Genomic DNA, 23,632 nt, shown 5'->3' with positions numbered 1-23,632 from the left:
TGTTCGCCGGGGCCCGTGCCGGCGCGACCAGGGGGAGTTCCCGGCCGGTACGGGCGTGGCCCGGGAGTGCTACTCGACGTGCCCGTCCGGCTTCGGTGCGAGGCGGCGGGCGGAGAGTTCGGCGTGCGAGACGCGCCGCAGGGCCGCGATGACCGGTTCGTAGAGGGCGGTGCCCAGTACCGCGTATTCGATTGCGCGGGAAGCGGAGTCGAGGGGCATCTCGGCTATGTCGTACTCGGCGATCGCCAGCACGGCGGGGCCGTAGGCGCGCAGGCGGTCCTCGGTCATCGGCATCCCGGCGGCCTCGGCGGCGGCGAGGGCGTGCTCGAGCTGGGCCACGGCCGGGTAGTCGTCGGGGACGGCGAGGCCGAGGGCGGTGAGCGCGGCGCGGGCGCGCGGGTACTCGGCGGGTTCGCCGGGGTCGACGGCGGGCGGCAGCAGGGCGGTGGCGGTGGCCAGGGTGTCGAGCAGGGGGCGGCCGGGCTCGTCGATGAGGGTGACGATCGCGCGGATCTGAGCCATCGACAGGCCGAGCCCGGACAGCGCCTTGATCAGGGCGACCCGCTGGACGTGCGTCTCGTCGTAGCGCGCGCGGGTGGCGCTGGTGGCTTCGCCCGGCATCAGCACCCCTTCGCGCAGGTAGAACTTCACGGTCGGGATCGGCACGCCGGTCCGTGCCGCCAACTCCGACATGAGCACGCGGGTCTCCTTCGCTCGGCGCCTTGACATTAGGTACTTGAACTATCCAATATTGGGTAGTAACAGTATCCAATCAAGTGTACGAACCCGCGGGAGTCCTCGTGTACGCCACCCTGATCGATCCCCTGATCAGCATTGTTCTCGGTGCCACCATCATCTCCGTCGCCACCATCGCCTTCGGTGGGACGTTCCTGCTCCGCGTCGTCACCGGCGGTCAGGAAACCAACGAACTGCAGAAATCCTTCTTCCGCGCCGGGCACGCGCACGCCGGGGTCCTGGTGATGCTCGGCCTGCTCCTGGCCGTGCTCGGCAACGCCGCCGGCGCCAGTCCCGGCTGGGCGAACGGCGGTGCGATCGCGGTCCTGGCCGCGGCGATCCTGATGCCCGCCGGGTTCTTCCTCTCGGTGCTGGGCACCGACCCCGTTCGCCCGAATCGCCTGATCGCCGCGGTGTGGCTCGGCGCTGCCACCCTCGTCACCGGCGTCGTCATCTCCGGCGCGACCGTCCTGCTCGCGGGCATCGACCGGTTCTGATTCCGGCGCAGTGAGACCGCCTGCGGCACAGCCGAATTCGCGGCGTGCGCGGCATGCGCGGAGAGGCGAGGGCACGATCCCCAAGGCTTCACCGCCTCGATCCGCCTAGCAAGCGGTCCCGGGCCCCGCCCGGTTGCCTCTCCCCGCCCCGGGTGGTCCCGGGGGTGGTGACCTCGACGGGAGTCGAACCCGCGTAGTCCTGACTGAGAATCAGGGTGCCCGACCGGCAGAGCACGAGGCCGTATGGAGTTGTGGTGACGCAGGTCGGAATCGAACCGACGTGGTCCTGAGTGAAAATCAGGGTGCCGAACCAGCACAGCACTGCGCCGCGTCATGCGTGGACCAGGCGGGATTCGAACCCGCAACCGACTGCGTGCAAGGCAGGCGCTCTTCCGTGTCGAGCTACTGGCCCGGGCTCCGTGGAGCACGGTGTATCGCGATCGTCGGGACGGCGAGAGTCGAACTCGCACCCTCCTGCACCCAAGGCAGGCGCTCTATCCGTTGAGCTACGTCCCGCGGCGGGAGGGCATGAAAAAGGGCCGCTCCCTGGGCATGTGCGCCCGGTGCGGCCCTCGGTCGGGAAGCCTGCCCGGTTAGAGGCTGCTTTCCGCGAAGGCGGCGGCGGGCGCGGTGCTCGGTTCCGGCGGCGCGACGAGGCCGACGGCGAAAGTCGCTGCGGGACTGGGGATGCTGTACTCGGTCATCGCTGCGATTCCTTTCTCGTCGGTGTGTGCGGTCCACGCTAACAGCGAATTGCCGAGCGCGACACTTATTTTCGAGCGGACGGGTTCGCGCAGCTCAGAGGGTGTCGGACTTGCTGAGCCAGCCGACGAACGCGCGCGTGAAAGCGGTGGGGGACAGGCGAACCGCGGCGGCGGTCGCCTTGGTCTGGATGCCGACCAGCACGTGCGGCCCGCGCAGGCGGGCCGGCTTCGTCGCGGTGCGCCAGACCGCGTCGGCGATATCGGCGGCGGTCAGGTGCACGCCGAGGGTCGCCGAGGTCTTGGAGCCGCGCTCGACCTCGTCCATCATCCCGGTCGCCACGAACAGCGGCAGCAGGTCGTGCACCTTGATCCCGTACCGCTGCCATTCCAGGTCGAGGGCCTCGGTCAGACTGCGCACGGCGGCCTTGGTCGCCGCGTAGGTCGCCAGTCCGGGCTGGCCGTACAGCGCCGAGGCCGAGGCCAGGTTGACGACCTGGCTGCCCGGCGTGCGGCGCAGATGCGGCAGCGCGGCGTGGCAGCCGGTGAGCACGCCCTTGACGTTCACGTCGACCACCCGGAGTTGGCGTTCGAGCGGGATGTTGCCGAACGCGCCCGAGCACAGGATCCCGGCGTTGTTGACCAGCAGATCGAGCCGTCCCGTGGTCTCGGTGAACTCCTTCAGCGCCTGTTCCCAGCCCGCCGCCTCGGTGACGTCGAACGCGCCGGTGACCGTCGTGCCGCCGATCTCCGCCGCGGTCCTACGTACCGCGTCGGCGTCGATGTCGTACAGCCCGACGGTCCAGCCCGCCCCGGCGAACCGCGCCGCGATCGCGCGGCCGATGCCCGCGGCCGCGCCGGTGATGAGGACGGCGGGCCGGGAAGCGCTGGCAGACTGGGACATTCGAGCCTTTCGGTTGCTCCGGGGCGCCGGAATCAGGCCGCGGTGCGACCGGTGTCGGTCGCCGCGAGAATCGTACGGTGGAACTCGGCCGCGTCGGCGGCGGCGTCCCGGCCGTCGGCGAGCAGGCCAGCGCCCAGGTGAATCAGGGTGTGCGGCGCGCTCTCCCGGATCTGCAGGCGCAGCGGGACCTGCGCCTGCTCGCAGCGCTCGGCGACCGCGAGCGCGTCGGCGAGCAGCATCTCGCGCGAGCCGACCTGAACCAGCATCGGCGGCAGTCCGGTGAAATCGTGGTTGACCACCGACCAGCTCGGGTCCAGCACGCCGTCGACGGCGATACCCCGGCGCACGACCATGTCCGGGCCCGCCGCGGGCAGCACCGCGTCGAGCTTGGCGTTGGGGTGCGCCATGCGCGCGGTGGAATCGAAGTCGGCCCACGGGGAGGTAACCGAGATCCCCGCGGGCAGCGGCAATCCGCGGTCGCGAACGGTCAGCGCCAGTCGCAGCGCCAGGCCGCCGCCGGCCGAATCCCCGGAGAACACGATCTTCTCGGGCGAGAACCCGTGGTCCAGCAGGTACTGGTACGCCTCGAGCGCGTCGTCCAGGCTCTCGTTGGGATGCGCGTCCGGCAGTTGCCGGTAGTCCACGGTGAACACCGGCAGCTCGCTGAGCGTGCCCAGGCGCGCGGTGTGCCTGCGGTAGCTGTGCAGCCCGCCCGCGATGAACGCGCCGCCGTGGAAGTACAGGATCGCCGAATCCCGGGCGATGCGCGGGTCCGGAATCGGTTCGGACCACAGCCATTCGGCGTGGAAGCTGTCGAAGAACACCGGGTGCCTGCGCACCCCGCGCGGCGCGCCCAGCACCCGGGCGGGCGCCTCGGACAGGCGGGTCACCCGGAAGACCAGCTCCGCCGGGCCGGGACCGCGATCGGCGACCCACGCACCCGCGCGCAGGAACTGCTGCAGCGTGGTGCGCAGCACCGGATGCGCGATGCGGGTGCCGATACGGGCCGAACCGGATTGCTCGACGATCACGGACGTGAGCGATGGCGAGGACTGCGGCGACTGCGGCGACATTGCCACGGTTTCTCCTGTCCGCGCCGCGAAGGCCGAAGCGCTGAACTCTGTACAACGGTGTCTGTTCTCCCGGCCCCTGGGCCCTGATCATCTTGACGTCTCGGATCCGGATTGTCATGCCCCAGAGCGAGATTCCCGTTGAATCGGTATCTGTCTCACCTGTTTCGAGACCGCGATGTGAACGGGGTTCACAGAGCGAGGACTCGGCGGCGAATCCTCACCCGCGCACGGCCGCCGAATCCAGCCGCCGAGCCGTGCGCGCGGCCATGAGCGTGGAGATTCCGGAAGCCAGCAGCGGGTCGTAACCGGTGAGATCGGCGACGCGGGCCAGCCGATAGGTCACGGTGTTGCGGTGGATGAACAGCGCCCGCGCCACCGCGTTGTGATTGAACTCGTTGTCGATGAACGCCTCCAGGGTCTGGATCAGCATCGGCTGATCGTCCAGGGGGGCCAGCACCGCGGCCAGCGTCGCACGGGTGGAACCCGTTGTGGCGATGGCGTATTCGAACATCATGTCCTGCTGCCGGCACAGCACCTCCGGCAGCGCCAGGCTCCGCGCCACCTCGGCGACCACCTGGGCCTCGGCGTGGGCTGCGGGAATGGCGGCGTGGGTGGCCGCGACGGCCGTGCCTATCCAGAACTGTGGATGCGGGGTGTCGCGCGGCAGCGCGAGCGCGATGCTCAACGCCCGCACCGGATCACCGCCGTTCTCGGGCATCGGCACCAGCGCCGTCCAGCCGCCGCTGTCCCGATGCAGCAGCGTCCCGGGCAGATTGGCCATGCGGCCGCGCATGCGGGTCAGGGTGCCGGGCGTCGGGTCGCCCAGACGGACCGCGGCGACGAGGAACGACGGCGGGATCGCGGTCTCGGGATCCAGCGCCCAGCTGCCGGGGTCGCGGCCGGTGAGTAGGGCGTCGGCGAGTTCGTGCTGCCGTTCGAGCAGATCCCAGCGCGGCTGGCGGGCGTCCTCGACCAGTGCGCCGGCGATGCGGCCCATGACGAGTCCGATGTAGTCGGTCAGGCGCAGGCTCACCTGCGGAATGACCCGGTAGTCGGACTCCTCGACCAGGGGCACCAGCGCCGACCAGAAGAACGCCGCGCCGGCGCGGTAGTTGTGCCACACCTCGGCCACCGGCATGCCGTCGTGCACGAGGGTGATGACGCGGTCGATCAGCGGCTGGGTGTCGGCGATCGAGGGCTCCACGCCGTCGCGCAGATAGCGGAAGAAGAGGTCGAGATTCACCCGCGCGCTGGGCACGAAGTCCGCGTCCCGCAGGGAGTGCGGCAGGGCGTCGTCGGGCGGCAGCTGGACGCTGAACGAGGCGGCCAGCTCGGCCGCCCGTTCGCGCAGGAGGTCGTAGACGGCCGCGGTGTCCGTCGTCCCGGCGTGTTCGCTCATCGCCACCTCCTGGTTCGTGCGACTCTGCTTCGAACACTCTGCGCACAGACTATGCGATACACGCCGTAACAGACAGACCCGCGGCCGCGCCACGCCGGACTCAGCGACCCGGGAAGCCCTCGGGCAGCAGCTGGTAGTCGGCCTTGAACTTCGGGCCGGGTCCCAGACCGCGCAGCAGCGCGCTGGTCCACGCGACCGCCGGCGGCCAGCCGGTGACGGCGTTGGTGATGTGCTCGGGCACCGGCACGGTGTAGAACCGCAGGTCGGCCCCGCGATCCCAGTAGGACTGCACGGTCGGCAGAACCGTGGACGGCGGAATCAGCTCGTCCCAGAAGCCGTGCCACCACAGCACCGGGGTGTCCGGGATGTGCTTGCCCAGGCTGTTGTCGCGCAGCACCCGCAGAACCTCGGGGGCGCCGTCGATCGACTTGCCGGGCAGGAAGTACTCGCTGATCGGGCGGTACACGCCCTCGAGCGCGATGGTCGCGTAGCAGCGGTTCTGGAAGTCCGCGAGCAGGCCCTGGCCCTCGGGGGTCAGGAACTCCTGCGGGTCGAACACGTCCGGGTATTCGCGTGCGAGGGAAGCGAATCCGAGCCACATGGTGAAATTGCTGGTGCCCGCCAGGCCCGGCTGCGGTTCGGACGCGTACTTGGCGATGCCGACCAGGTCGCCGGGCGTGCCGCCGATGGCGGTACCCAGAATCCGGACATCGGGTGCGTAGCTCTGCCGCAATTCCGCGGCGCGAATCGAGCCGGAGCCGCCGCCGGAGTATCCGTAGAGCGCGATACCGGAATCGGTGAGACCCAGACCCGTGTCGTTCTTCATCGCGCGCAGGCTGTCGAGGACCATCTTGCCCTCGTCGTAGGTGTTGAACGTGTTGAACTTGCCGTCGAAGTCCGGGACGTTGATCGCGAATCCCTGCATCAGCCAATAGATGACCAGTGCCGATTCCTTCATCGTGCCCGTCTGCAGCGTGTAGGAGGGATTGCAGCTCGAACTGGTCGAGTCGATGGCCTCCTGGAACGACACCACCGGTCGCGCGCTGCCCTGCCACGGGATGCCCGGGGTGATGACCGAGGTCGCGGTGACGATCGGCTCGCCGTGCACGTTCTCCGACCGGTACAGCAGCTGCCGGGTCGACACCGGGAACGGAATTCCGAGCACCCGGGTCTGCACGTCGCGCGAGCGCACGATATCGCCGGGCGCGAAATCGGCCAGATTCGGCGGATCGGCGTACCAGGGATCCTCGCTCGGGGTGAGAATCGGCAATTGGTCGTACAGCCATGGCTCCGACGGCAATTGCGGGATCTGATTCTGATCCGGCGGGAAGGTGTGCGGATATTCCGGCTGCGCCGCAGCCGTAGCGGTTGCCCCCGCCGCCAAACATGCCGACATGGTCAAGACCATCAGCCGGCGCCGACGAGACCTGTTCACCGAGCCTCCAAACTCCATTGTTCGGCCGACTTTCGCGGATCGGCCCATGCGATTCAGCTCACACCATGGCCGATTCGGGCGCAATCGACGGTCCGCCGAGTCCCGCGTCACGTTTTTGTGCACCTGCACGAAAGCGGTCGTCGCGACCAGCCAGGAATCAACGCGCGCCGTGAACGTTGCCATGCAACATGACCTCCGCGCCGCCGGCGACCCGGCTCTCGATCCTGGACCGTTCGCGAGTGCGCGCGGGGCAGCAACCCGCCGCGGCTCTGCGCGAGACCGTGGAGTTCGCGCGGCTCGCCGAACAGTGGGGGTACCACCGCTTCTGGGTGGCCGAGCACCACAGCGTGCCGGGGGTGGCCGGTTCCGCGCCGACCGTCCTGGCCGCCGCGGTCGCCGCGGCCACCGATCGGATCCGGGTCGGCACCGGCGGGGTGATGCTGCCCAACCATCAGCCGCTGGTGGTCGCCGAGCAGTTCGGCACCCTCGCCGCGCTCTTCCCGGACCGCGTGGACATGGGCGTGGGGCGTTCGGTGGGATTCACCGACGGGGTGCGCCGGGCGCTGGGGCACGGCAGGGACGACGCCGAGGATTTCGACGCCCGGCTCACCGAGTTGCTCGAGTACTTCGTGCGTGGCCGCGCCGGAGTGCACGCCTGGCCCGCCGAGGGGTTGAGGGTCCCGGCGTACCTGCTCGCCACCGGTTCCGGCGCCGAGCGCGCCGCGCGTTTCGGCCTGCCGCTGGTGATCGCGGCCGTCGCGGGGCGGGAACCGATGATCGAGGCGATCACCAACTACCGCAACACCTTCCGGCCGACCGCGTGGGGGACCGAGCCGTACGTCATGGTGTCGGCGTCGGTGGTGATCGCCGACACCGTCGAGCAGGCGCACCGCCTGCTGCTACCCGAGGCGTGGTCCGCCGCCTACTCGCGCACCCGGGGCGAGTTCCCGCCCCTGCTCGCGCCCGAGGACATCGACCGCGAACCCATGACCGACCGGCAGCGCCGCCTGTTCGACGAGGCCCTGACCGGTCACATCCACGGTCCCGAAGCCACCGTCCTGCCTGCGCTGGACCGCCTGGTGGCCGAGACCGGCGCGGACGAGATCCTGGTGCACACCAGCACATTCGACCGCACCGCCCGCCTGGACTCCCACCGCCGCCTGGCCGCGGCGGTCGCCGCCCCCGTCCCGGCCTGACCCGGCCGGCACGGCTCAGCGCAGGTGGTCCGGGGCCGGGCCGAGGGCGTTGAGGGCCGCGACGAGCGAGCGCTCCTCGCGGTCGAAGTGGGCTTCGAGCCGGTCGGCGAGGCCGTCGAGTTCGGTGAGCAGTGCCGCCGGGTCGGTGTCGCCGGGGACGTAGGTCTCGACGAGGTGCTCGATGCGCGCTTGCAGGCGGGACACGGTGTCGTGATCGGCGGCGAGTTCGCGCAGGACCGGTTCGAGGCCGGGAAAACGCTGGGCGAGCATCGGGAAGGCGCCGTGCGATTCGCCGGTGTGGTGCCGGCGCAGGGCGCCGCAGAAGTCCAGGCAGTGGGTGCGCAGTTGGTGGGCGAGTGGGGGTTTGGGCGTGGGCGGGGTGTCCGTGCCGCCCGCGGCGAGGGCGCGCACGGCCGTGCGCAGGGCGGTGAGTTCGGTGCGCAGCCAGTCGTGGCTCTCGACGATGAAATCGCCCAGGCCGCGCACCCGGGCGAGGCCGTCGCCCGGTGTCGTGCGGTGCAGGACCACCACGGGAATGACGCGGGTCGTCTTGCGCTGATAGTCGGCGTAGCCGGGTTCGAGGTCCACGACCCGCTCGAACAGGCGATCGCGCTCGGCGGGAGTGGGAATCGCGGCGAGGGCCTCGAAGGTCTCGGAGCCGAGTTCGACGGTGACCATCGGGTTCCGCCGAATGTTGTGGTACCAGGCGGGATTGGCGGGCGCGCCGTTCGCGGAGGCCACGACCACCGTCCGGCCGTCGATGGTCAGGTGGCCCAGTGGGCTGGTCCGGGTGCGGCCGGTGCGGGCGCCGACCGTGGTCAGCAACAGCAGGGCGGCGCCGTCGAACATGCCGCCGACCCGGCCGGAATTGGCGCGGAACTCGGCGATCACCTGCTGTTGGAATCGGTCGAATGCCGCTGCGGGAGTATCGGTATTCGTGTGGTCGGTCATGAAAATCCTTCCGATGATGGTGAAATCGATCGGAGGCGCGCGAAACCACGAACGCTGGACGGTGGAATATCGAACTTCGGGGCGCGCCGGATAAGGGCGTGGGTCCGAAGAGCACGGAGGCACAATTCATTTCGCGCGGAAACGCACAGGCCGACAGAAAAGGCAGTGCTATGCGCTGGAAAATGAAGAGCGAGATTCGCGTCGAGATGTCGAACGCTCGTGGTGGCTGAAGTAGCCGCTACCTCCGTGAGTAGGCCCATCCGGGGCTCGTCACGAATCTAGCATCGGCGGCGCATTCCCATCAACCCGGCCGCAATAGTGCGGCGCCGCACGCGTTTCGGCGCCGGAACGAGAACGCCCATCCGGAACGGCCCGGATGGGCGATCGTTCAGCGTGCGCGCTGGACCCGGGATTCGTCCCAGACCGGAGTCTCGGATTCGTAGACGACCCCGTCCGAGCCGAACACCAGGAAGCGGTCGAACTCGCGGGCGAACCAGCGGTCGTGGGTGACCGTGACGACCGTGCCCTCGAATTCGGCGATCGCCTGTTCGAGCGCGTCGGCCGAGTGCAGATCGAGGTTGTCGGTGGGCTCGTCCAGCAGCAGCATGGTCGCACCCGAGAGTTCCAGCAGCAGGATCTGCAGGCGGGCCTGCTGACCCCCGGACAGGTGCGCGAAGCGCTGTTCGGCGGACTTCACCAGTCCGTACCGGTCCAGTACGCGGCTGGCGGCCTCGCGGCCCATACCGTCGCGGTGCTCGTCGCCGGTGTGCAGGATCTCGAGCAGGGTGCGATCGGCCAGATCCGGGCGGGAGTGGGTCTGGGCGAAGTAGCCCGGGCGCACCCGCGCTCCCAGCGCCGCGATTCCGGTGTGCGGCACCGGGATCAGTTCCAGATCGCTGACCGGCCGGTGCTCGTGATCGGGATCGGTGCCCCCGGTGGCGAGCAGGCGCAGGAAGTGCGATTTGCCGGATCCGTTGGCCCCCAGCACCGCGACTCGATCGCCGTACCAGATCTCGGCGTCGAACGGCCGCATGAGACCGGTCAGTTCCAGCCCCGTGCACACCAGCGCACGCTTGCCGGTGCGCCCGCCGCGCAACCGTACCGACACGTGCTGGCGCAGCGGCACCGCCTCGGGCGGTCCGGCCTCCTCGAACTTGGCCAGACGGGTCTGCGCGGCGTGATAGCGGGCGGCGACGCCGTCGTTGAACTTCGCCTTCTCGCGCAGCCGCAGCACCAGGGCCTTGATCTTGGCGTGGTCCTCGTCCCACCGGCGCAGCAGTTCGGCCAGGCGCGCGGTGCGGTCCTCGCGGGCCTGCTGATAGGTCGCGAATCCGGCGCCGTGAATCCAGTTCGTCGCGCCGTTCACCCCGGGTTCGAGGGTGATGATGCGGTTGGCGGCGTTGGCGATCAGCTCGCGATCGTGACTGATGAACAGCACCGATTTGCCCGACTGCGCGATGGTGCGCTCGAGCCACTGCTTACCGGGGACGTCCAGGTAGTTGTCGGGCTCGTCGAGCAGCAGCACCTCGTCCGGCCCGGCGAACAGCGCCTCGAGCACGACGCGCTTCTGCTCGCCGCCGCTGAGCGTCGCGGTCGCCCGCCATTTGGCGCGGTCGTACTCGACCCCGAGCGCACTGGTGGTGACGTTGTCCCAGAACGTCTCCATCTCGTAGCCGCCGACGTCGCCCCAGGTGGCCAGGGCGTGCGCGTACGCCAATTGGGTTGGTTCGTCGTCGGTTTCGATGAGCGCGTTCTCGGCGGCGTCCAGGGCGAGCGCGGCCGCGCGCACGGGCGCCGCGGCCACCGAGAGCAGCAGGTCGCGCACGGTGGACTCGTCGTCGATCTGGCCGATGAACTGGCGCATGATGCCGAGCGAGCCGGATCTGGCGACCGCGCCGCCCTCGGGTGCGAGGTCACCGGCGATGATCTTGACCAGGGTGGTCTTGCCGGTACCGTTCGGTCCGATCAGCGCGGCTTTGACGCCTTCGCCGATCCGGAAACTCACCCCGTCCAGGAGCTGTCGTCCGTCGGGGAGGAAGAACTCGACATCGGAAACGTCTACGTGGGCCACGGGGGACCAGACAACCGCACCGGCGCGCTCACCGCAACCGAATAGCGGGCGCGTGCCGGGCGATAGCCGGATGTTGCCTGCCGGCTCACCACCACTGGGTGATCGCGCCGATCTGGCGGCCGAGTTCGGGCGCCAGCGAACGGGAATAGCTGGCGGTGAGGTGGTGCTCGTCGCGGTAGATCAGGATGTTGCCCTCGCTGACCCGGCAGCGCTCGGGGCGGCACACCGCGTTCGAGAGATCCAGCGGGAAGACCGACGGGTAGGACGCCGCGGCCGCGCCGGTCGGATCGATGGGATCGAGCGCGATACTGCGGTTCATCCCGCAGCTGTCGTAATTGCCGTGGTAGGCAAGACAATCGACGGCCTTGTAGAAGACGCCGTCCCGGCGCAGGCGCGGGGTGTCGCGCAGCGCGAGGATCTTGAGGCCGCGATCGGCCAGCGCCGCCCAGACCTCGGGGAACTCCGGCGGGACCTCGTCGCCGTCGCTGTAGGGGCGGAAGCGGGTCGAGATCGTGAACACCCAGTCCGGCTGCTCGAGCGCGAGCTGATCGATGACCTCGGTGGACCACCGCCTGCACTCGGGGTCCGGGGTCTCGGAGTAGGACGGCTGGTCCACCAGGGTCAGCGCACAGCCCTGCTTGAGGTAGGTGACGATGCGGAAGCCCTGCTGCTGGGCGAGCACCTCGAGGGCGGGAATCCAATGCTCGGAATGGGATCCGCCGACCACCGCGATGGTGCGCTCACCGGCCGGGTTGCCGTAGACGCAGCGCTTGACCTCGGTGTCGGGCACGATGCACCCGTCCTGGGTCGGCGGCGGCGCGTCCGCGAAGCCCTGGAACAGCGAGGGCCGCAAGGGTTCCGGCAGCGGGATCATCCCGCTGGTGAGCGCGCCCGCCCCGGGGTAGGACGGGGAGGCCACGACGGCGGGTTCGGGGGTGGCCGCGGGCCCGACGACGATCTGCCAGCCGACGGTCGCCACCAGCACCGCGACGCCGACCGCCCCGACGAACACCCCGACCACGCGCCGGTAGATCGCGGTCGACAGCACCGGGGTCGTGCCGATGCCCGCGTGCCGGCGCAGCGGGGTCTCGACGAGCTGCGCGGTGATCACCGCGAGCAGCAGCGACACCCCGATCACCACCATGCCGTCGCCCAGCCCGGCGTGCACGCGACCGCTCTCGGCCAGGTAGAAGATCAGGATCGGCCAGTGCCACAGGTAGAACGGGTACGCGAGGGTGCCGAGTTCGGTGCAGAGGCGACCGGCGAGCACGCGGTTGGCCCACGGCCGATGGGTGGCGGGCAGACCCATGCCGGACAGGATCAGCAGCACGGTGGCCAGTACCGGGTACAGCGCGGCGGGCCCGGGGAATTCGCGGGCGCCGTCGAACAGCACCCCGCAGGACAGCACCATGGCCAGGCCCGCGGTGGCCGCGATCGCGCGCGCCCACTTGGGAACCCGGATCCACGGGGCGATGACCGCGATCCCCGCCCCGACGAGCAGCTCCCAGGCGCGGGCGCCGGAGTCGTAGTAGGTCCACGATTGATGCTGTCCCGCACCGATGGTGGCGTAGGCGAACGAGGCCACCGCACCGGCGAGCAGCGGGATCAGCAGCAGGACGCGATTGGCGCGCGGACTGCGGATCAGGCGCCGCACCAGCGACCAGACCGCGACCACCGCCAGGATCACCAGGTAGAACTGCCCCTGCACCGCCATCGACCACAGGTGCTGCAGCGGGCTCACCGACGGGTCCGGGGCCAGGTAGTCCAGTTCGGCGGTGGCGAGATACCAGTTCTGGCCGTAGATCATCGAGGCGATGATCTGGCGGCCGATGTCCTCCCACTGGGTGTACGGCCGCAGCACGACGGTCGCGACGGTGATGGCGCCCAGGACCACCAGCAGCGCGGGCAGCAGGCGGCGGCCGGTGCGGCGCAGGGCGCGCAGCGTGCCCGCTTTGCCGGTTGCCTCGGTGTGCCGCAACACCATCGCGGTGAAGAAGAAACCGGACAGCACGAGGAAGACGTCCACGCCGCCCGAGACCCGGCCCATCCACACGTGGAACGCCACGACCAGCGCGATCGCGACGCCGCGCAGCCCGTCGAGGTCCAGGCGGTAGTCCGGCCGGACGATGGGCAGGTAGTCGGTGTCGTGCTGAGAGATCTGCGAGGGCAGGTGGTTTCGCTCGACCGGCACAGTGAACGTCGCTGTGTCGGAGGTACGAATGCGCACGATCAACTCCCACTACCGGTTGGCCCCGGCCCGGAGTGCGGCACGGGGATGCCGATGAGATTCTCGGCACAACGGCTCCCAAGATGCCCGATCACCGACGGCGCAGGCAAACTCGGACCGGAGCGGCGGCCGGGCGTGGCCGAGAAGTGGCTGGCCGCCAAGCCGATTCGCGCCGGTGGGCACCCGGATCGGGTGGCTCTCGATTTGCCAATCCTGCCTCTTTACGGAATCATTACCGTGTAAGAGGGGCCGGGCAAAGCTGGTCGGCACGTGGCTCACGAGCCATGGTGATGGTGTATCGACCCGAGAGGAGCTGCCCGTGGCATTCACGCGACCTGCGTACTCAACAATGCTCTACCTCTTTCCCCAGCTCGATCGGCCGTAGCCGACACTTCGCACGCCCGTTCCGCCCCGCGCGCCGGCGAATTCCGTTCGCGGCCGGTACCCATTCGGTTCCGATGTAAACGCGACGAAGATCTCGATTTCGCGGTGCATCGCCGCGGGTCGCAAGGGATTTCTCTATCGTTCCAACTTCCCTATGAAGCACGCGGTCATTTGCCGCTAGTGTGGATTTGTGAACGTCGAGGTTACACAGTTGCCCGGAATCGGGGTACGCAAAGACTTTTCGCTGTCGGGCTCACGCCGCCGGATCGGAATCATCGATCACAAGGACGGCACGATCGATCTGATCGTGAGCAAGCCCGGCAATCCCGATGCCATGGACCAGATCTCACTGTCCTCGCACGAGGCGGCGGTGCTGGCCAATCTGCTCGGCGCGCCCCAGCTCGTGGCGCAATTGCAGGAGGAGCACCGCGAGTTCGGCGACATCGTGACCAGGCAGCTCACCATCGGTGCGCGTTCGCCCTACGACGGCAGGCTGCTGGGGGATACCCAGATGCGTTCGCGCACAACGGTATCGATCGTCGCGGTCATGCGAGCCGGCCACGCGATTCCGTCCCCTAGCCCGGATTTCCTGTTCACCGCCGGTGATGTCCTCGTAGTTGTAGGTACCGCGGAAAGCCTAGGGGCTGCCGCCAGAATTTTGACGGATGGCTGAAAAGTAGATGGTGGCACACGAAACCGCGCTCGCGCTGATACAGCTGGGCGCGGTCTTTTTTGGTCTGGGATTGCTGGGTAGGGTCGCCGCGCGCATCGGAATGTCGCCGATTCCGCTGTACCTCATAGGCGGCCTCGTTTTCGGTACCGGCGGCCTGATCGAGCTGAACCACGTGGACGAGTTCATCCACCTGGCCAGTGAGATCGGCGTCGTACTCCTGCTGTTGCTCCTGGGCCTGGAGTACACGGCCAACGAACTGGTCACCGGTCTGCGCAGTTCGTGGGCGGCCGGCCTGCTCGACATCGTGCTGAACGCGACGCCCGGGGTAATCGTCGCGCTCATGCTCGGCTGGGGCCTGACCGGCGCGGTCGCCATGGCCGGGGTCACCTACATCTCCTCCTCGGGCATCGTGGCCAAGGTGCTCGGCGATCTGGGCAGGCTCGGCAACCGCGAGACCCCGACGATCCTGTCGATCCTGGTCTTCGAGGATCTGGTGATGGCCGCGTATCTACCGGTGCTGACCGCGGTCCTGGCGGGGGTGGGCTTCGCGGCCGGGCTCAAGACGCTCGGTATCGCGCTGGCGGCGGTGACCATCGTGCTCGTGGTCGCCCTGCGCTACGGCAGATACGTCTCGATGATCGTGGACAGCAAGGACCGGGAGATCTTCCTGCTCAAGCTGCTCGGCTCGGCGCTGCTGGTCGCGGGCGTGGCCTCGGCGCTGCAGGTCTCGGCCGCGGTGGGCGCGTTCCTGCTCGGTATCGCGATCTCCGGTTCCACCGCGCACACCGCCACCAAGATCCTGGAGCCGCTGCGGGATCTGTTCGCGGCCATGTTCTTCGTGCTGTTCGGGCTGAGCACCGATCCGGCCAGTATCCCGCCGGTGCTGGGCTGGGCGGTCGTGCTGGCCGTGGTGACCGTCGCGACCAAGATGGCCACCGGCTGGTGGGCCGCCAAGCAGGCGGGCGCCTCGAAGTACGGGCGGGCGCGCGCGGGCACGGCGCTGGTCGCGCACGGCGAATTCTCCATCGTCATCGCGGGATTGGCGGTGGCGGCCGGTGCGGTGCCCGCGTCGTTCGCGGCCATGGCGACCACCTACGTGCTCATCATGGCGGTACTGGGCCCGATCGCGGCCCGCGTGGTGGAACCGGTGCTGCGCCGATTCGACGGGCGGGCCCCGGCGGTCGCGTGAGACCGCCCGGGCGGGCCCCGCGTCAGTCGCGCAGGGCCTGTTCGCGCAGCCGGCCCAGCACCCGGGTCAGCATGCGCGAGATCTGCATCTGCGAGACGCCGAGGTGCGCGGCGATCTCGCTCTGCGTCCGATTCTCGAAGAACCGCAGCACCAGCAGCTGCCGCTCGCTTTCGGGGAGGGCTTCGATGAGCGGTTTCACCGCGATGAAGTTCTCCACCAGGGTGTAGTCGGGCTCCTCGGCGCCGAGCGCGTCCAGCAGCGACAGCGCCGGATTCTCGGTCTCGGAGTCCAGGGCGCTGTCGATCGAGGAGGTCCGGTAGGAGTTGGCCGCGATGAGCGCCTGGGTCACCTCGATCTGGTCGACCCCGAGTTCGGCGGCCAGCTCGCCGGCCCGGGGCATCCGGCCCAGCCGGTGCGCCAGCGCTTCGGTCGCCGGGCCGATGGACTGCTGAATCTCCTTGAGCCGCCGGGGAACTCGGACCGACCAGGTGTAGTCCCGGAAGTGCCTGCGCACCTCGCCCATCACGGTCGGCACCGCGAACGCCAGGAACGACGAGCCGTACTCCGGGTCGAAGCGGTCGACCGCGTGCAACAGGCCGACGCGGGCGATCTGCAGCAGGTCGTCGAAACTCTCCCCGCGCCCGGCGAACCGGCGGGCGATGTGCTCGGCCAGCGGGAGGCAGCGCCGGATGAGATCCTCGCGCAGGATCGGGCGTCGCGGGTCCTCGGGCGCCAGGGCGGCCCATTCGGCGAAATAGGGCTCGATGTCGTCGTAGCTGTCCGCGCGCGCCCGGCGGTGCGGGGGAGTCTCGGGTGGTGGCGCCTCCACGGTCGGGGTCGGTTCGTCATCGGGCGGTGTGTCGGCGACGAGGGTGCCGCTGCCGGACTTGCGCATGGCGTCTCCTGAAATCAGGTTGCTGCGCAGGCGTACAGGCGAGGCAGGTGGTATCGACCTCTTACTTGTGTGCGCCACCGGTCCTCGGTGGCGTCGCCCGCCGTTGGTGTGGCCGGGACCCGCTGCCGGAGACGGTCGCGCCGTGTTCGAGGCATCGGGTGAGAGTGGTTGCGGGACAGTCGAATCAGCCGAGTTTTTGCAGCTGTTCGCTGTGGCGGCGGATGGTGTTCTCGCCCGGGCCTAACCGCCGCGCGGGAGCGAGATCTCCGCGGTCCCGCGCGCCGTCGAACATCGTGGTGCCGCGGATGCCGGGCATCTCGAGGCAGAAGATGAAATACGCATGTCGACCCTTCGTCGTCGTGCCGAGACGGAATCGACTGCCGGGGTCTGGGACAGCAAAGTCTGCCGTTGCACACAATTCATCGGTGGAACTGTGTTGATAGGTCCAGGCTAGCAGGCGCGACCACAGGGCGACACCGATTGGGGGTGCCGCGCCGCGCCCGCGGCGGGGCGGGTACGCCCGGCCGTCGGAGTGAGTATCGGGATTCGTTGCGGGGCACGAGGCTTGGGCCGGCGGCGGCCGGGAGCCGCGCGGGCGGAGCGTCCGGTGACCCGACCCGGGGTCGGTGGAACGATCTTGACTGTGACAGGCTGGGCGGCGGTCGGGCCGGGTGTGCCGCGGTGTGCGTACGGTGGCCGGGCGAGGCAGTATTCTCTCGTCCCAGCATGCTCCGGCAGCGGCGCCGTGCCGCGCCGTGCCGGAAGGAAGGAGCTCGACCGATGTCCTTCTGGCAGCCGCCGAATCCCGTGGGACTGCCCGCGGATCCGCGCGCCGAGGCCGACCCCGCCGCCCTGCCGCTCGGGCCCGAGCGCGCCGAGAAGGACATGGTCATCCTGCTGGTCGAGGATGACCCCGGCGACGCCCTGCTGGTGCAGGAGCTGGTCGCCGACGCCGCCCCGGGCGTCACCCTGGAATGGGTGCGAACCGTGACCCAGGCGGGCGAGTGGCTCGCGACCCAGGTTCCGGACTGCGTCCTGCTGGACCTGCATCTGCCCGACGCCCGCGGCCTCGAGGCGCTCGAGCGCATTCGCGCCGCCGCCGACGTGGCCGTGGTCGTGCTGACCGGCCTGGACGAGGAACGGATCGGCCTGGCCGCGGTGACGGCGGGCGCGCAGGACTATCTGGCCAAGGGCCGGGTCGAACCCGAGCTGTTCGGGCGGGCGGTCCGCTACGCGGTCCAGCGCAAGCAGGCCGAGCGCGCGGCGGCGGCGTTGCGCGTCGGCCAGATGCGAGCCCGGGAGAACGCACGGCTGGAACGGGGCCTACTGCCGACCCCGCTGCTGCGCGGCGTGCCGGTGGTCGACGTGGTCTCCCGCTATCGGCCCGGGAGCGCGCACTCACTGCTGGGCGGCGACTTCTACGACGTGGTGCAGGACGCCGACGGCGTGGTGCACGTGGTGATCGGCGACGTGTCCGGGCACGGGCCCGACGAGGCCGCCACCGGTGTCGCGCTGCGATTGGCTTGGCGCACACTGGTTCTCAGCGGCATCACCGGCACCCGGCAATTGCAGCTGCTGGAACAGGTGCTGCTGGCCGAGCGCACCGGCAAACACACCTTCGTGACCGTGACCACCCTGGTGCTGCGCCCGCGCCGGCACGCGGTCCAGGTCATGCGCGCCGGGCACCCGGGCATGCTGGTGCGGTCGGCGACGGGCGTGGAATGGCTCGAGGTCTCCGGCGGTCCCGCCCTGGGTTTCGCTCCGCGGCACGCGGATTGGCCCATCACCGAACTCATCCTGCCGCCCGGCACCGGGCTGGTGCTGTTCACCGACGGCCTCTACGAGGGCCACAGCGGCGTCGGCGACGACCGATTGGGCGAAGAGGGCCTGCTCGCCCTGGCGGGCGAGGTGCGGGCCGGTGAGCCCGCGGTCTTCCTGGACGAACTCATCGGCCGCGCCGAAGCGCTGGCCGAACGACACGGGGGACTGGACGACGACATCGCCGTCCTGTACCTGCGCTGGAACGACGACATCGGAGAGCGGGACAGCGAAGCATGAGCACACCCGAACCACCCCGGAACTGGACCCAGCGGCTGACCGTGCGGGCCTGGTTCCAACTGATCCTCGCGGTCATGGTGCTGGTGGTGGTCGTGGGTGCGGGCCTGTCGGCGCTGGCCACCGCCAAGACCACCAAGGTCTCGGATCGATTCGGCAAGCAGATCCAGCCCGCGGTCACCCAGGCGTACCGGCTGCAGGGCGCGCTGGCGAACCAGGAGACCGGCGTGCGCGGCTACGCGATTACCGCCGATCCGCAATTCCTGGTCCCGTTCGAGGAGGGACGACGGGAAGAGACACTGGCGGTCAACGAGTTGCGTGACCTCCTGCACGACCGCCCCGAACTGCTCGCGGACGTCGACCGACTCGAGGACTTGGCCGAGGTCTGGCGTAGCACCTACGCGGACCCGTTGATCACACTCGTCGGGTCGGGCGGCGAGCGCACGCCCGACGCGCTCGGGTCCGCGCGCGGCAAGGCGGCCTTCGACCGGCTGCGGGAAAATTTCACGGTCCAGAACGCCAATCTCGACGCGGCCGCGGTCCACGATCGCGCCGATCTCGCCCGCACCCGCAGCATCCGCGACGCCGCCCTGATCGGCATGGTCGGGGCCTTCCTGATCACCGGCCTGGGTCTGACGGTCCTGGTGCGGCGTTTGATCGCCCGGCCGCTGGAGGCCCTCGAGACCGCCTCCGAACGGGTGGCGGGGGGCGACTTCGGTCATCACATCACCGTGCACGGCCCGGCCGATCTGATGACCGTGGCCGCGGCGGTGGAGGGCATGCGCGTGCGCATCGTCAGCGAGCTCGAACAATCCCGGGTCACCGAGGCCAGGCTCGCCGAGCAGGCCGCCGACCTCGACGCGCAGTCGGCCGAGCTGCGCCGCTCCAACGCCGAGCTGGAACAGTTCGCCTACGTCGCCTCGCACGACCTGCAGGAGCCGCTGCGCAAGGTGGCCTCGTTCTGCCAGCTGCTGGAGAAGCGCTACGGCGATCAGCTCGACGACCGGGCCAAGCAGTACATCGAGTTCGCGGTCGACGGCGCCAAGCGCATGCAGGTGCTGATCAACGACCTGCTCACGTTCTCGCGCGTGGGCCGGGTCAACGATCACACGGTCGCCGTCGGCCTGGACCTCACCGTGGACAAGGCGCTGGCCAACCTCGGCGCGCTGGTCGAGGATTCGGGCGCGGTGGTGGAGCGGCCGGAACGATTGCCCGAGGTGAACGGCGATCCGACCCTGCTGATCATGCTGTGGCAGAACCTCATCGGCAATGCCATCAAGTTCCAGCGTCCCGGTGAGCCCCCGCGCGTGCGCATCGAGTGCGAGGCCGAACCGGGGGAGGAGACCGGGTGGCGCTTCTCGATCTCGGACAACGGCATCGGTATCGCACCCGAGTTCGCCGACAAGGTCTTCGTCATCTTCCAGCGCCTGCACAGTCGTGACGAGTACAGCGGAACGGGCATAGGATTGGCGCTGAGCAAGAAGATCGTGGAGTTCCACGGCGGGCGGATCTGGATCGACACCGCCTACACCGGCGGCACTCGATTCTGTTTCACCCTCGTCGAATCCGCCCAGCGATCGGCGCCCGCCGAACTACTCGCAGAATCGAATCAGGAGTCCCCCGCGTGAGCGATGTCATCGAGCCCATTGTCATCCTGCTCGTCGAGGACGATCCCGGGGACGAGTTGATGACGCGGGAAGCCTTCGAGCACAACAAAATCGGCAATACGCTGATGGTGGTCCGGGACGGCGAGGAGGCCCTGGACTTCCTGTACCACCGCGGCGCGTACGCCGACGCTCCCCGGCCCGACCTGATCCTGCTCGACCTGAATCTGCCCAAATACGATGGCAGGCAGGTGCTCGAGCGCATCAAGTCCGACCCCGATCTGGCGCACATCCCGGTGGTGGTGCTCACCACCTCCGCCGCCGAGGAGGACATCCTGCGCAGCTACCGGCTGCACGCCAACGCGTACGTGACCAAGCCGGTCGACCTGGACCAGTTCATCTCCGCGATCAAGCAGATCGATGACTTCTTCGTCCAGGTCGTCCGGCTGCCGAAGCTGGCGTGAGCCGGGGGTGAGCTCACCGCCCGCCGGGCCGTGAGCTCACCTCCGCGCTCAGGCGATGCGCAGCCTGCGCTGGGGTTCGGCGGGTCCCAGCGCTTTCTCGCGCAGGGTGCTGAGGGTTTTGTTGAGGATGCGTGACACCTGCATCTGCGAGACGCCGAGGCGTTCGCCGATCTGGGCCTGGGACTGATTCTCGAAGAAACGCCAGATGAGCACCTGGCGTTCGCGCTGCGGCAGCGCCGCGAGCAGCGGGCGCACCGACATGGCGTCCTCGAGCAGCCGGTAGCTGGGCTCCTCCCGCCCGAGGGTCTCCACGACCGGCACCGGGGCGAAGTCGTCGTCGGTACGGGCGCCGTCGAGCGAGCTGGCCTGGTAGGCGTTGCGCGCGATCATGGCCTGGGTGACCTCGACCAGGTCCACATCCAGCTCGGCGGCGATCTCGCGCGCGGTCGGCAGTCGGCCCAGCCGGTGCGAGAGGGTCTCGGTCACCTGACCGAGCTGCTGCTGCAATTCCTTGGTGCGCCGCGGCACCCGCACCGCCCACGTGCGGTCGCGGAAGTGCCGGCGGACCTCGCCCATGATGGTCGGTACGGCGAAGGACAGGAAGGTGGTGCCGCGCGCGGCGTCGAAACGGTCCACCGACTGCACCAGGCCCACCCGGGCGATCTGGAGCAGATCATCGAACGTCTCGCCGCGGCCGCTGAAGCGCTGGGCGATGTGCTCGGCCAGGGGCAGGCAGTCCCGGATGATCTCCTCGCGCAGCTCCGCGTGGCGGGCAACATCGGCCGCACACGCCGCCAGCTGCTCGAACCGCGGCTCGATGTCGTCGTAGCTATTGCCGGCCGCGCGCGCCGACCGACCCCCGTGGGTGCGAAGTTGCGCCTCGGACATGAGGTTTCCTAACTCCCGTTCCATTCCGACTGTGGTGGCGATTTACCCGGGTTCGAGTTACTCAAACGTGATCGGTCGCAATATATCCGAAGTGCCTGTCGGCGGGACCGGCTGCGGTGTGAGCGAACTCGGGCGGGTACTCTGCCCGAACCGGGCGGTTGGGGAAGCACGCGGGAACGGAGAATGCCATGGGGACGACGGTCGGACTGCGGGTACCCGCGACACCGGATCACTTGACGATGCTGCGGGCGCTCGCCGAAACCGTCACGCTGGTGGCCGATTTCGGCCTGGGTGAGGTGAACGACATCCGGCTGGCCCTGGACGAGGTGGCGACCCTGCTGATGCTGGCCGCGGTGCCCGGATCGATGCTCGACTGCGAACTGACCTATGACGAGGACAAGCTGACCGTGCGGGTCGCGGGCGTGGCCACCTCCGAGGACGCCCTGGACGAGCGCGGTCTGAGCTGGCACATCGTGCGCTCGCTGACCGATTCGCTCAGCACCGATCAGGGCGTGTACGCGATTCCGGCCGGGGGCTATCCGACCGTGGTGGAGTTCGGGCGCCTGCGGGACGCGCGCCGCAACAGCCCGCGCTGAACCCGCCGCCCGGGGGCGGCGGGTTCGAGCCGGGTTGTTCGAGCCGGCCGCGGCCGGGGCGCGGTCAGGAGTCCGCGGTGAGCGCTTCGTCCAGCGTGTCGTAGACGGCGAGCAGGTCACCGAGTCCGGTGAGTTCGACCGGGCGGCGCACGGGCGCCGAGGCGACGACGCGGAACTGCCGGCCCGCGGTGACCTCGAGGGCCTCCACGAGCACGCTCAGACCGGCCGAGCCGAAGAACCCGACATCGGTCAGGTCCATCACGAGCACGGGGGATTCACCGGCCAGGGCCTCGGCCACGGCGGCCGAGAGCTTCGGCGCGGAGACCATGTCGACCTCGCCCGAGGCGGACAGCACCGTCGCGGACTCGACCGCGTGCATACGAACGATCAATTCCCTCACCGCGCGGCCCGCCTGCGGGTTTCGGTGGCACCCATGCCGAGTCCGGCACGGTGGCCGGAATGTTGCCTGATACGTCCGATTACGTCCATCGACACCGTTAGCTACCTCCGGATACATGGCGTCGGCAGGAGTCCACCGGCCGCGCTCCCCGCCACCCTATTCGAGTGATGAGGGCGGCGGCAAAAGTTGCCGCATTCGACGTGTTCCGGTTATGCGGCCCGAACCCCGCCGTCATCCTCGGGTTCGCTGGGCGTCGCGGGAACACGCTCGCACCCCAATGCCTTTCGTGCCGCACGAACGGACCTCAGCGTCCCAGCGGGAGCCGGATGTACAGCGTGGTGCCGCCCGGCCCGGTGTGTCGTCGCACCAGGTCGGCGACCTGATTGACGATGAGCAGACCTCGGCCGCCGGGGGTGTGGGCGGGCGCGGGCAGCCGGCCCGCGAGCGGGTCGGCGATGTGGCCGGCGTCGCGCACCTGACAGCACAGGTGCGGGCCCTGGGACCACAGCGCGAGCGTGCCCTTCCCGCCACCGTGCACGACCGAATTGGTGGTCGTCTCGCCGATGACCAACTCGGCGTCCAGGAGCTGATCCGCGCCCATGCCCGCCTGCCGGGCGTACTCCACGGCGGCGTGCCGGACCTCGGACAGCGTCGAGGCGTCGAACGCGTAAGTCGTCGCCGTCGCGGGCGGGTCGGCCAGCGGCTGGTTGTAGATGGCCACGATGTGGTCGGGATCATATGTGGTGCTGACGCTCTCGCCCGTTTCGTCGATGAGCGTGGGATGGGTCGCGTACGCGTCGGCGACCATGTGCGCGGGCAGGGTGCTCAGATCGTACGGGCACAGAATGGTGGCCGCGCGCCCCGCGAAAGCCGAGTTGACCAGGGCTTCGTGCAGCGCGCAGGCCGGGTACTCGGCCTCGGAGCGCTCCGCCCAGACCGGCTCGCCGATGATGCGGACCCGGTCGGCGGGATGGGCGTCGGTGAAGGCCCGCAGCACGCCGGGGATGATGCGCCCGGGGTTGCGGCCCTCGATCGTCATGTCCAGTAGTCGAACCCGATCGGCGTCCGCGCCCAGCGCGGTTCGCAAGAGCTCCAGTTTCGCGGTGGGCACCGATACCGCGACGGGCTCGCCCAGCGCCAGGCCATCCTGGATGAAACGCAATGTGCCCGTGAGGTATTCATCGCTGTCGCGGTAGAAGAGAGCCGGGTGCACGAAGGGATTCGTCGTCGCGGCGGTGGTCATCGGCAAGCGGCCCCGATCGTCGGTTGCCCGGAGGACGCTGTCGCCTGGTGCC

Annotated in this window: 20 protein-coding genes and 4 tRNA genes; 8 read left to right on the top strand and 16 right to left on the bottom strand. The window is 69.5% G+C overall.

All coding sequences use genetic code 11. The features are described 5' to 3' along the window. Positions 1 to 69: 69 nt before the first annotated feature. The gene (locus ACWDOP_RS16780) at positions 70 to 699 is read right to left on the bottom strand and encodes a MerR family transcriptional regulator (RefSeq protein WP_456345799.1); all 630 of its coding nucleotides are present in this window, start codon (positions 697 to 699) and stop codon (positions 70 to 72) included. Positions 700 to 776: 77 nt separating this feature from the next. Between ACWDOP_RS16780 and ACWDOP_RS16775 the strand changes: the two genes are divergently transcribed. Continuing rightward, positions 777 to 1,232, top strand: a complete 456-nt coding sequence (locus ACWDOP_RS16775; protein WP_454205284.1) for a hypothetical protein — start codon at positions 777 to 779, stop codon at positions 1,230 to 1,232. A gap of 165 nt (positions 1,233 to 1,397) precedes the next feature. Here ACWDOP_RS16775 and ACWDOP_RS16770 read toward each other — a convergent pair. The 8 genes from ACWDOP_RS16770 to ACWDOP_RS16735 form a co-directional block, all read right to left on the bottom strand. Continuing rightward, positions 1,398 to 1,473, bottom strand: a tRNA-Glu gene (locus ACWDOP_RS16770). Positions 1,474 to 1,484: 11 nt separating this feature from the next. Then, positions 1,485 to 1,560 (bottom strand) — tRNA-Glu (locus ACWDOP_RS16765). A 10-nt stretch (positions 1,561 to 1,570) separates the two neighbouring features. Next, positions 1,571 to 1,644 (bottom strand) — tRNA-Ala (locus ACWDOP_RS16760). Positions 1,645 to 1,675: 31 nt separating this feature from the next. Continuing rightward, positions 1,676 to 1,748: transfer RNA gene (locus ACWDOP_RS16755), tRNA-Pro, on the bottom strand. A 282-nt stretch (positions 1,749 to 2,030) separates the two neighbouring features. After that, positions 2,031 to 2,837 carry an SDR family oxidoreductase gene (locus tag ACWDOP_RS16750; RefSeq protein WP_456345798.1) on the bottom strand — a complete coding sequence of 269 codons (807 nt, stop codon included), beginning with the start codon at positions 2,835 to 2,837 and terminating at the stop codon, positions 2,031 to 2,033. A gap of 32 nt (positions 2,838 to 2,869) precedes the next feature. Further along, the gene (locus ACWDOP_RS16745) at positions 2,870 to 3,910 is read right to left on the bottom strand and encodes an alpha/beta hydrolase (RefSeq protein WP_456345898.1); all 1,041 of its coding nucleotides are present in this window, start codon (positions 3,908 to 3,910) and stop codon (positions 2,870 to 2,872) included. Between the two features lie 217 nt (positions 3,911 to 4,127). Beyond that, complete coding sequence (locus ACWDOP_RS16740) at positions 4,128 to 5,309, bottom strand: PucR family transcriptional regulator (protein ID WP_456345797.1); 1,182 nt, start codon at positions 5,307 to 5,309, stop codon at positions 4,128 to 4,130. Positions 5,310 to 5,409: 100 nt separating this feature from the next. Next, positions 5,410 to 6,609: a lipase family protein gene (locus tag ACWDOP_RS16735; RefSeq protein WP_456345796.1), complete on the bottom strand. Its 1,200-nt coding sequence runs from the start codon at positions 6,607 to 6,609 to the stop codon at positions 5,410 to 5,412. A gap of 323 nt (positions 6,610 to 6,932) precedes the next feature. On the opposite strand from ACWDOP_RS16735, the gene ACWDOP_RS16730 reads away from it, so the two are divergent. Next, positions 6,933 to 7,940 (top strand): LLM class flavin-dependent oxidoreductase, encoded by a 1,008-nt coding sequence (locus ACWDOP_RS16730; protein WP_456345795.1) that lies wholly within the window; start codon positions 6,933 to 6,935, stop codon positions 7,938 to 7,940. A 15-nt stretch (positions 7,941 to 7,955) separates the two neighbouring features. Here the strand turns inward: ACWDOP_RS16730 and ACWDOP_RS16725 are convergent, their stop codons facing one another. From ACWDOP_RS16725 to ACWDOP_RS16715, 3 genes are all read right to left on the bottom strand, one after another. Next, positions 7,956 to 8,891 carry a nitroreductase/quinone reductase family protein gene (locus ACWDOP_RS16725; RefSeq protein WP_456345794.1) on the bottom strand — a complete coding sequence of 312 codons (936 nt, stop codon included), beginning with the start codon at positions 8,889 to 8,891 and terminating at the stop codon, positions 7,956 to 7,958. A gap of 388 nt (positions 8,892 to 9,279) precedes the next feature. After that, on the bottom strand, positions 9,280 to 10,962 hold the full coding sequence (locus tag ACWDOP_RS16720) for an ABC-F family ATP-binding cassette domain-containing protein (protein ID WP_456345793.1): 1,683 nt from the start codon (positions 10,960 to 10,962) through the stop codon (positions 9,280 to 9,282). A gap of 85 nt (positions 10,963 to 11,047) precedes the next feature. Continuing rightward, entirely contained in the window at positions 11,048 to 13,189 is a 2,142-nt protein-coding gene (locus ACWDOP_RS16715; protein ID WP_456345792.1) for an acyltransferase family protein, read from the bottom strand. 574 nt (positions 13,190 to 13,763) lie between these two features. On the opposite strand from ACWDOP_RS16715, the gene ACWDOP_RS16710 reads away from it, so the two are divergent. Next, positions 13,764 to 14,246 carry a cation:proton antiporter regulatory subunit gene (locus ACWDOP_RS16710; protein ID WP_454205292.1) on the top strand — a complete coding sequence of 161 codons (483 nt, stop codon included), beginning with the start codon at positions 13,764 to 13,766 and terminating at the stop codon, positions 14,244 to 14,246. Between the two features lie 7 nt (positions 14,247 to 14,253). Further along, positions 14,254 to 15,435, top strand: coding sequence for a cation:proton antiporter (locus ACWDOP_RS16705; protein WP_456345791.1), 1,182 nt, complete (start codon positions 14,254 to 14,256; stop codon positions 15,433 to 15,435). Positions 15,436 to 15,457: 22 nt separating this feature from the next. Here ACWDOP_RS16705 and ACWDOP_RS16700 read toward each other — a convergent pair whose 3' ends face one another. Next, positions 15,458 to 16,330 carry an RNA polymerase sigma factor SigF gene (locus ACWDOP_RS16700; RefSeq protein ID WP_456345790.1) on the bottom strand — a complete coding sequence of 291 codons (873 nt, stop codon included), beginning with the start codon at positions 16,328 to 16,330 and terminating at the stop codon, positions 15,458 to 15,460. 780 nt (positions 16,331 to 17,110) lie between these two features. On the opposite strand from ACWDOP_RS16700, the gene ACWDOP_RS16695 reads away from it, so the two are divergent. From ACWDOP_RS16695 to ACWDOP_RS16685, 3 genes are read left to right on the top strand one after another with little or no spacing between them, the layout of a single operon-like run. Continuing rightward, positions 17,111 to 18,388, top strand: coding sequence for a PP2C family protein-serine/threonine phosphatase (locus ACWDOP_RS16695; protein ID WP_456345789.1), 1,278 nt, complete (start codon positions 17,111 to 17,113; stop codon positions 18,386 to 18,388). After that, entirely contained in the window at positions 18,385 to 20,013 is a 1,629-nt protein-coding gene (locus ACWDOP_RS16690; RefSeq protein WP_456345788.1) for a sensor histidine kinase, read from the top strand. Before ACWDOP_RS16695 ends, ACWDOP_RS16690 begins: the two co-directional genes overlap by 4 nt. After that, the gene (locus ACWDOP_RS16685) at positions 20,010 to 20,453 is read left to right on the top strand and encodes a response regulator (protein ID WP_456345787.1); all 444 of its coding nucleotides are present in this window, start codon (positions 20,010 to 20,012) and stop codon (positions 20,451 to 20,453) included. Before ACWDOP_RS16690 ends, ACWDOP_RS16685 begins: the two co-directional genes overlap by 4 nt. Positions 20,454 to 20,501: 48 nt before the next feature. On the opposite strand, the gene ACWDOP_RS16680 is transcribed toward ACWDOP_RS16685, so the two are convergent. Then, a complete protein-coding gene (locus ACWDOP_RS16680) occupies positions 20,502 to 21,341 on the bottom strand; it encodes an RNA polymerase sigma factor SigF (RefSeq protein WP_456345786.1) in 840 nt (279 codons plus the stop codon). A 188-nt stretch (positions 21,342 to 21,529) separates the two neighbouring features. Here ACWDOP_RS16680 and ACWDOP_RS16675 point away from each other — a divergent pair, with 188 nt between their 5' ends. Next, a complete protein-coding gene (locus ACWDOP_RS16675) occupies positions 21,530 to 21,937 on the top strand; it encodes an ATP-binding protein (protein ID WP_456345785.1) in 408 nt (135 codons plus the stop codon). Positions 21,938 to 22,001: 64 nt separating this feature from the next. Here the strand turns inward: ACWDOP_RS16675 and ACWDOP_RS16670 are convergent, their stop codons facing one another. Then, positions 22,002 to 22,337, bottom strand: a complete 336-nt coding sequence (locus ACWDOP_RS16670; protein WP_456345784.1) for an STAS domain-containing protein — start codon at positions 22,335 to 22,337, stop codon at positions 22,002 to 22,004. 304 nt (positions 22,338 to 22,641) lie between these two features. Further along, positions 22,642 to 23,580, bottom strand: a complete 939-nt coding sequence (locus ACWDOP_RS16665; RefSeq protein WP_456345783.1) for an anti-sigma factor RsbA family regulatory protein — start codon at positions 23,578 to 23,580, stop codon at positions 22,642 to 22,644. Positions 23,581 to 23,632 lie beyond the last annotated feature (52 nt).

This window comes from Nocardia sp. NPDC003693 (genome assembly GCF_053981095.1).
Note: the sequence above shows the minus strand (reverse complement) of the source record. Positions and strands in the feature narration are given on the sequence as shown.

Excerpts from the sequence above, each read along its gene's own strand:
- ACWDOP_RS16745 (WP_456345898.1), bottom strand. The coding sequence starts at position 3,910 with ATGTCGCCGCAGTCGCCGCAGTCCTCGCCATCGCTCACGTCCGTGATC.
- ACWDOP_RS16695 (WP_456345789.1), top strand. The coding sequence starts at position 17,111 with ATGTCCTTCTGGCAGCCGCCGAATCCCGTGGGACTGCCCGCGGATCCG.
- ACWDOP_RS16680 (WP_456345786.1), bottom strand. The coding sequence starts at position 21,341 with ATGTCCGAGGCGCAACTTCGCACCCACGGGGGTCGGTCGGCGCGCGCG.
- ACWDOP_RS16690 (WP_456345788.1), top strand. The coding sequence starts at position 18,385 with ATGAGCACACCCGAACCACCCCGGAACTGGACCCAGCGGCTGACCGTG.
- ACWDOP_RS16730 (WP_456345795.1), top strand. The coding sequence starts at position 6,933 with ATGACCTCCGCGCCGCCGGCGACCCGGCTCTCGATCCTGGACCGTTCG.
- ACWDOP_RS16705 (WP_456345791.1), top strand. The coding sequence starts at position 14,254 with ATGGTGGCACACGAAACCGCGCTCGCGCTGATACAGCTGGGCGCGGTC.
- ACWDOP_RS16665 (WP_456345783.1), bottom strand. The coding sequence starts at position 23,580 with ATGACCACCGCCGCGACGACGAATCCCTTCGTGCACCCGGCTCTCTTC.
- ACWDOP_RS16740 (WP_456345797.1), bottom strand. The coding sequence starts at position 5,309 with ATGAGCGAACACGCCGGGACGACGGACACCGCGGCCGTCTACGACCTC.
- ACWDOP_RS16675 (WP_456345785.1), top strand. The coding sequence starts at position 21,530 with ATGGGGACGACGGTCGGACTGCGGGTACCCGCGACACCGGATCACTTG.
- ACWDOP_RS16700 (WP_456345790.1), bottom strand. The coding sequence starts at position 16,330 with ATGCGCAAGTCCGGCAGCGGCACCCTCGTCGCCGACACACCGCCCGAT.
- ACWDOP_RS16750 (WP_456345798.1), bottom strand. The coding sequence starts at position 2,837 with ATGTCCCAGTCTGCCAGCGCTTCCCGGCCCGCCGTCCTCATCACCGGC.
- ACWDOP_RS16725 (WP_456345794.1), bottom strand. The coding sequence starts at position 8,891 with ATGACCGACCACACGAATACCGATACTCCCGCAGCGGCATTCGACCGA.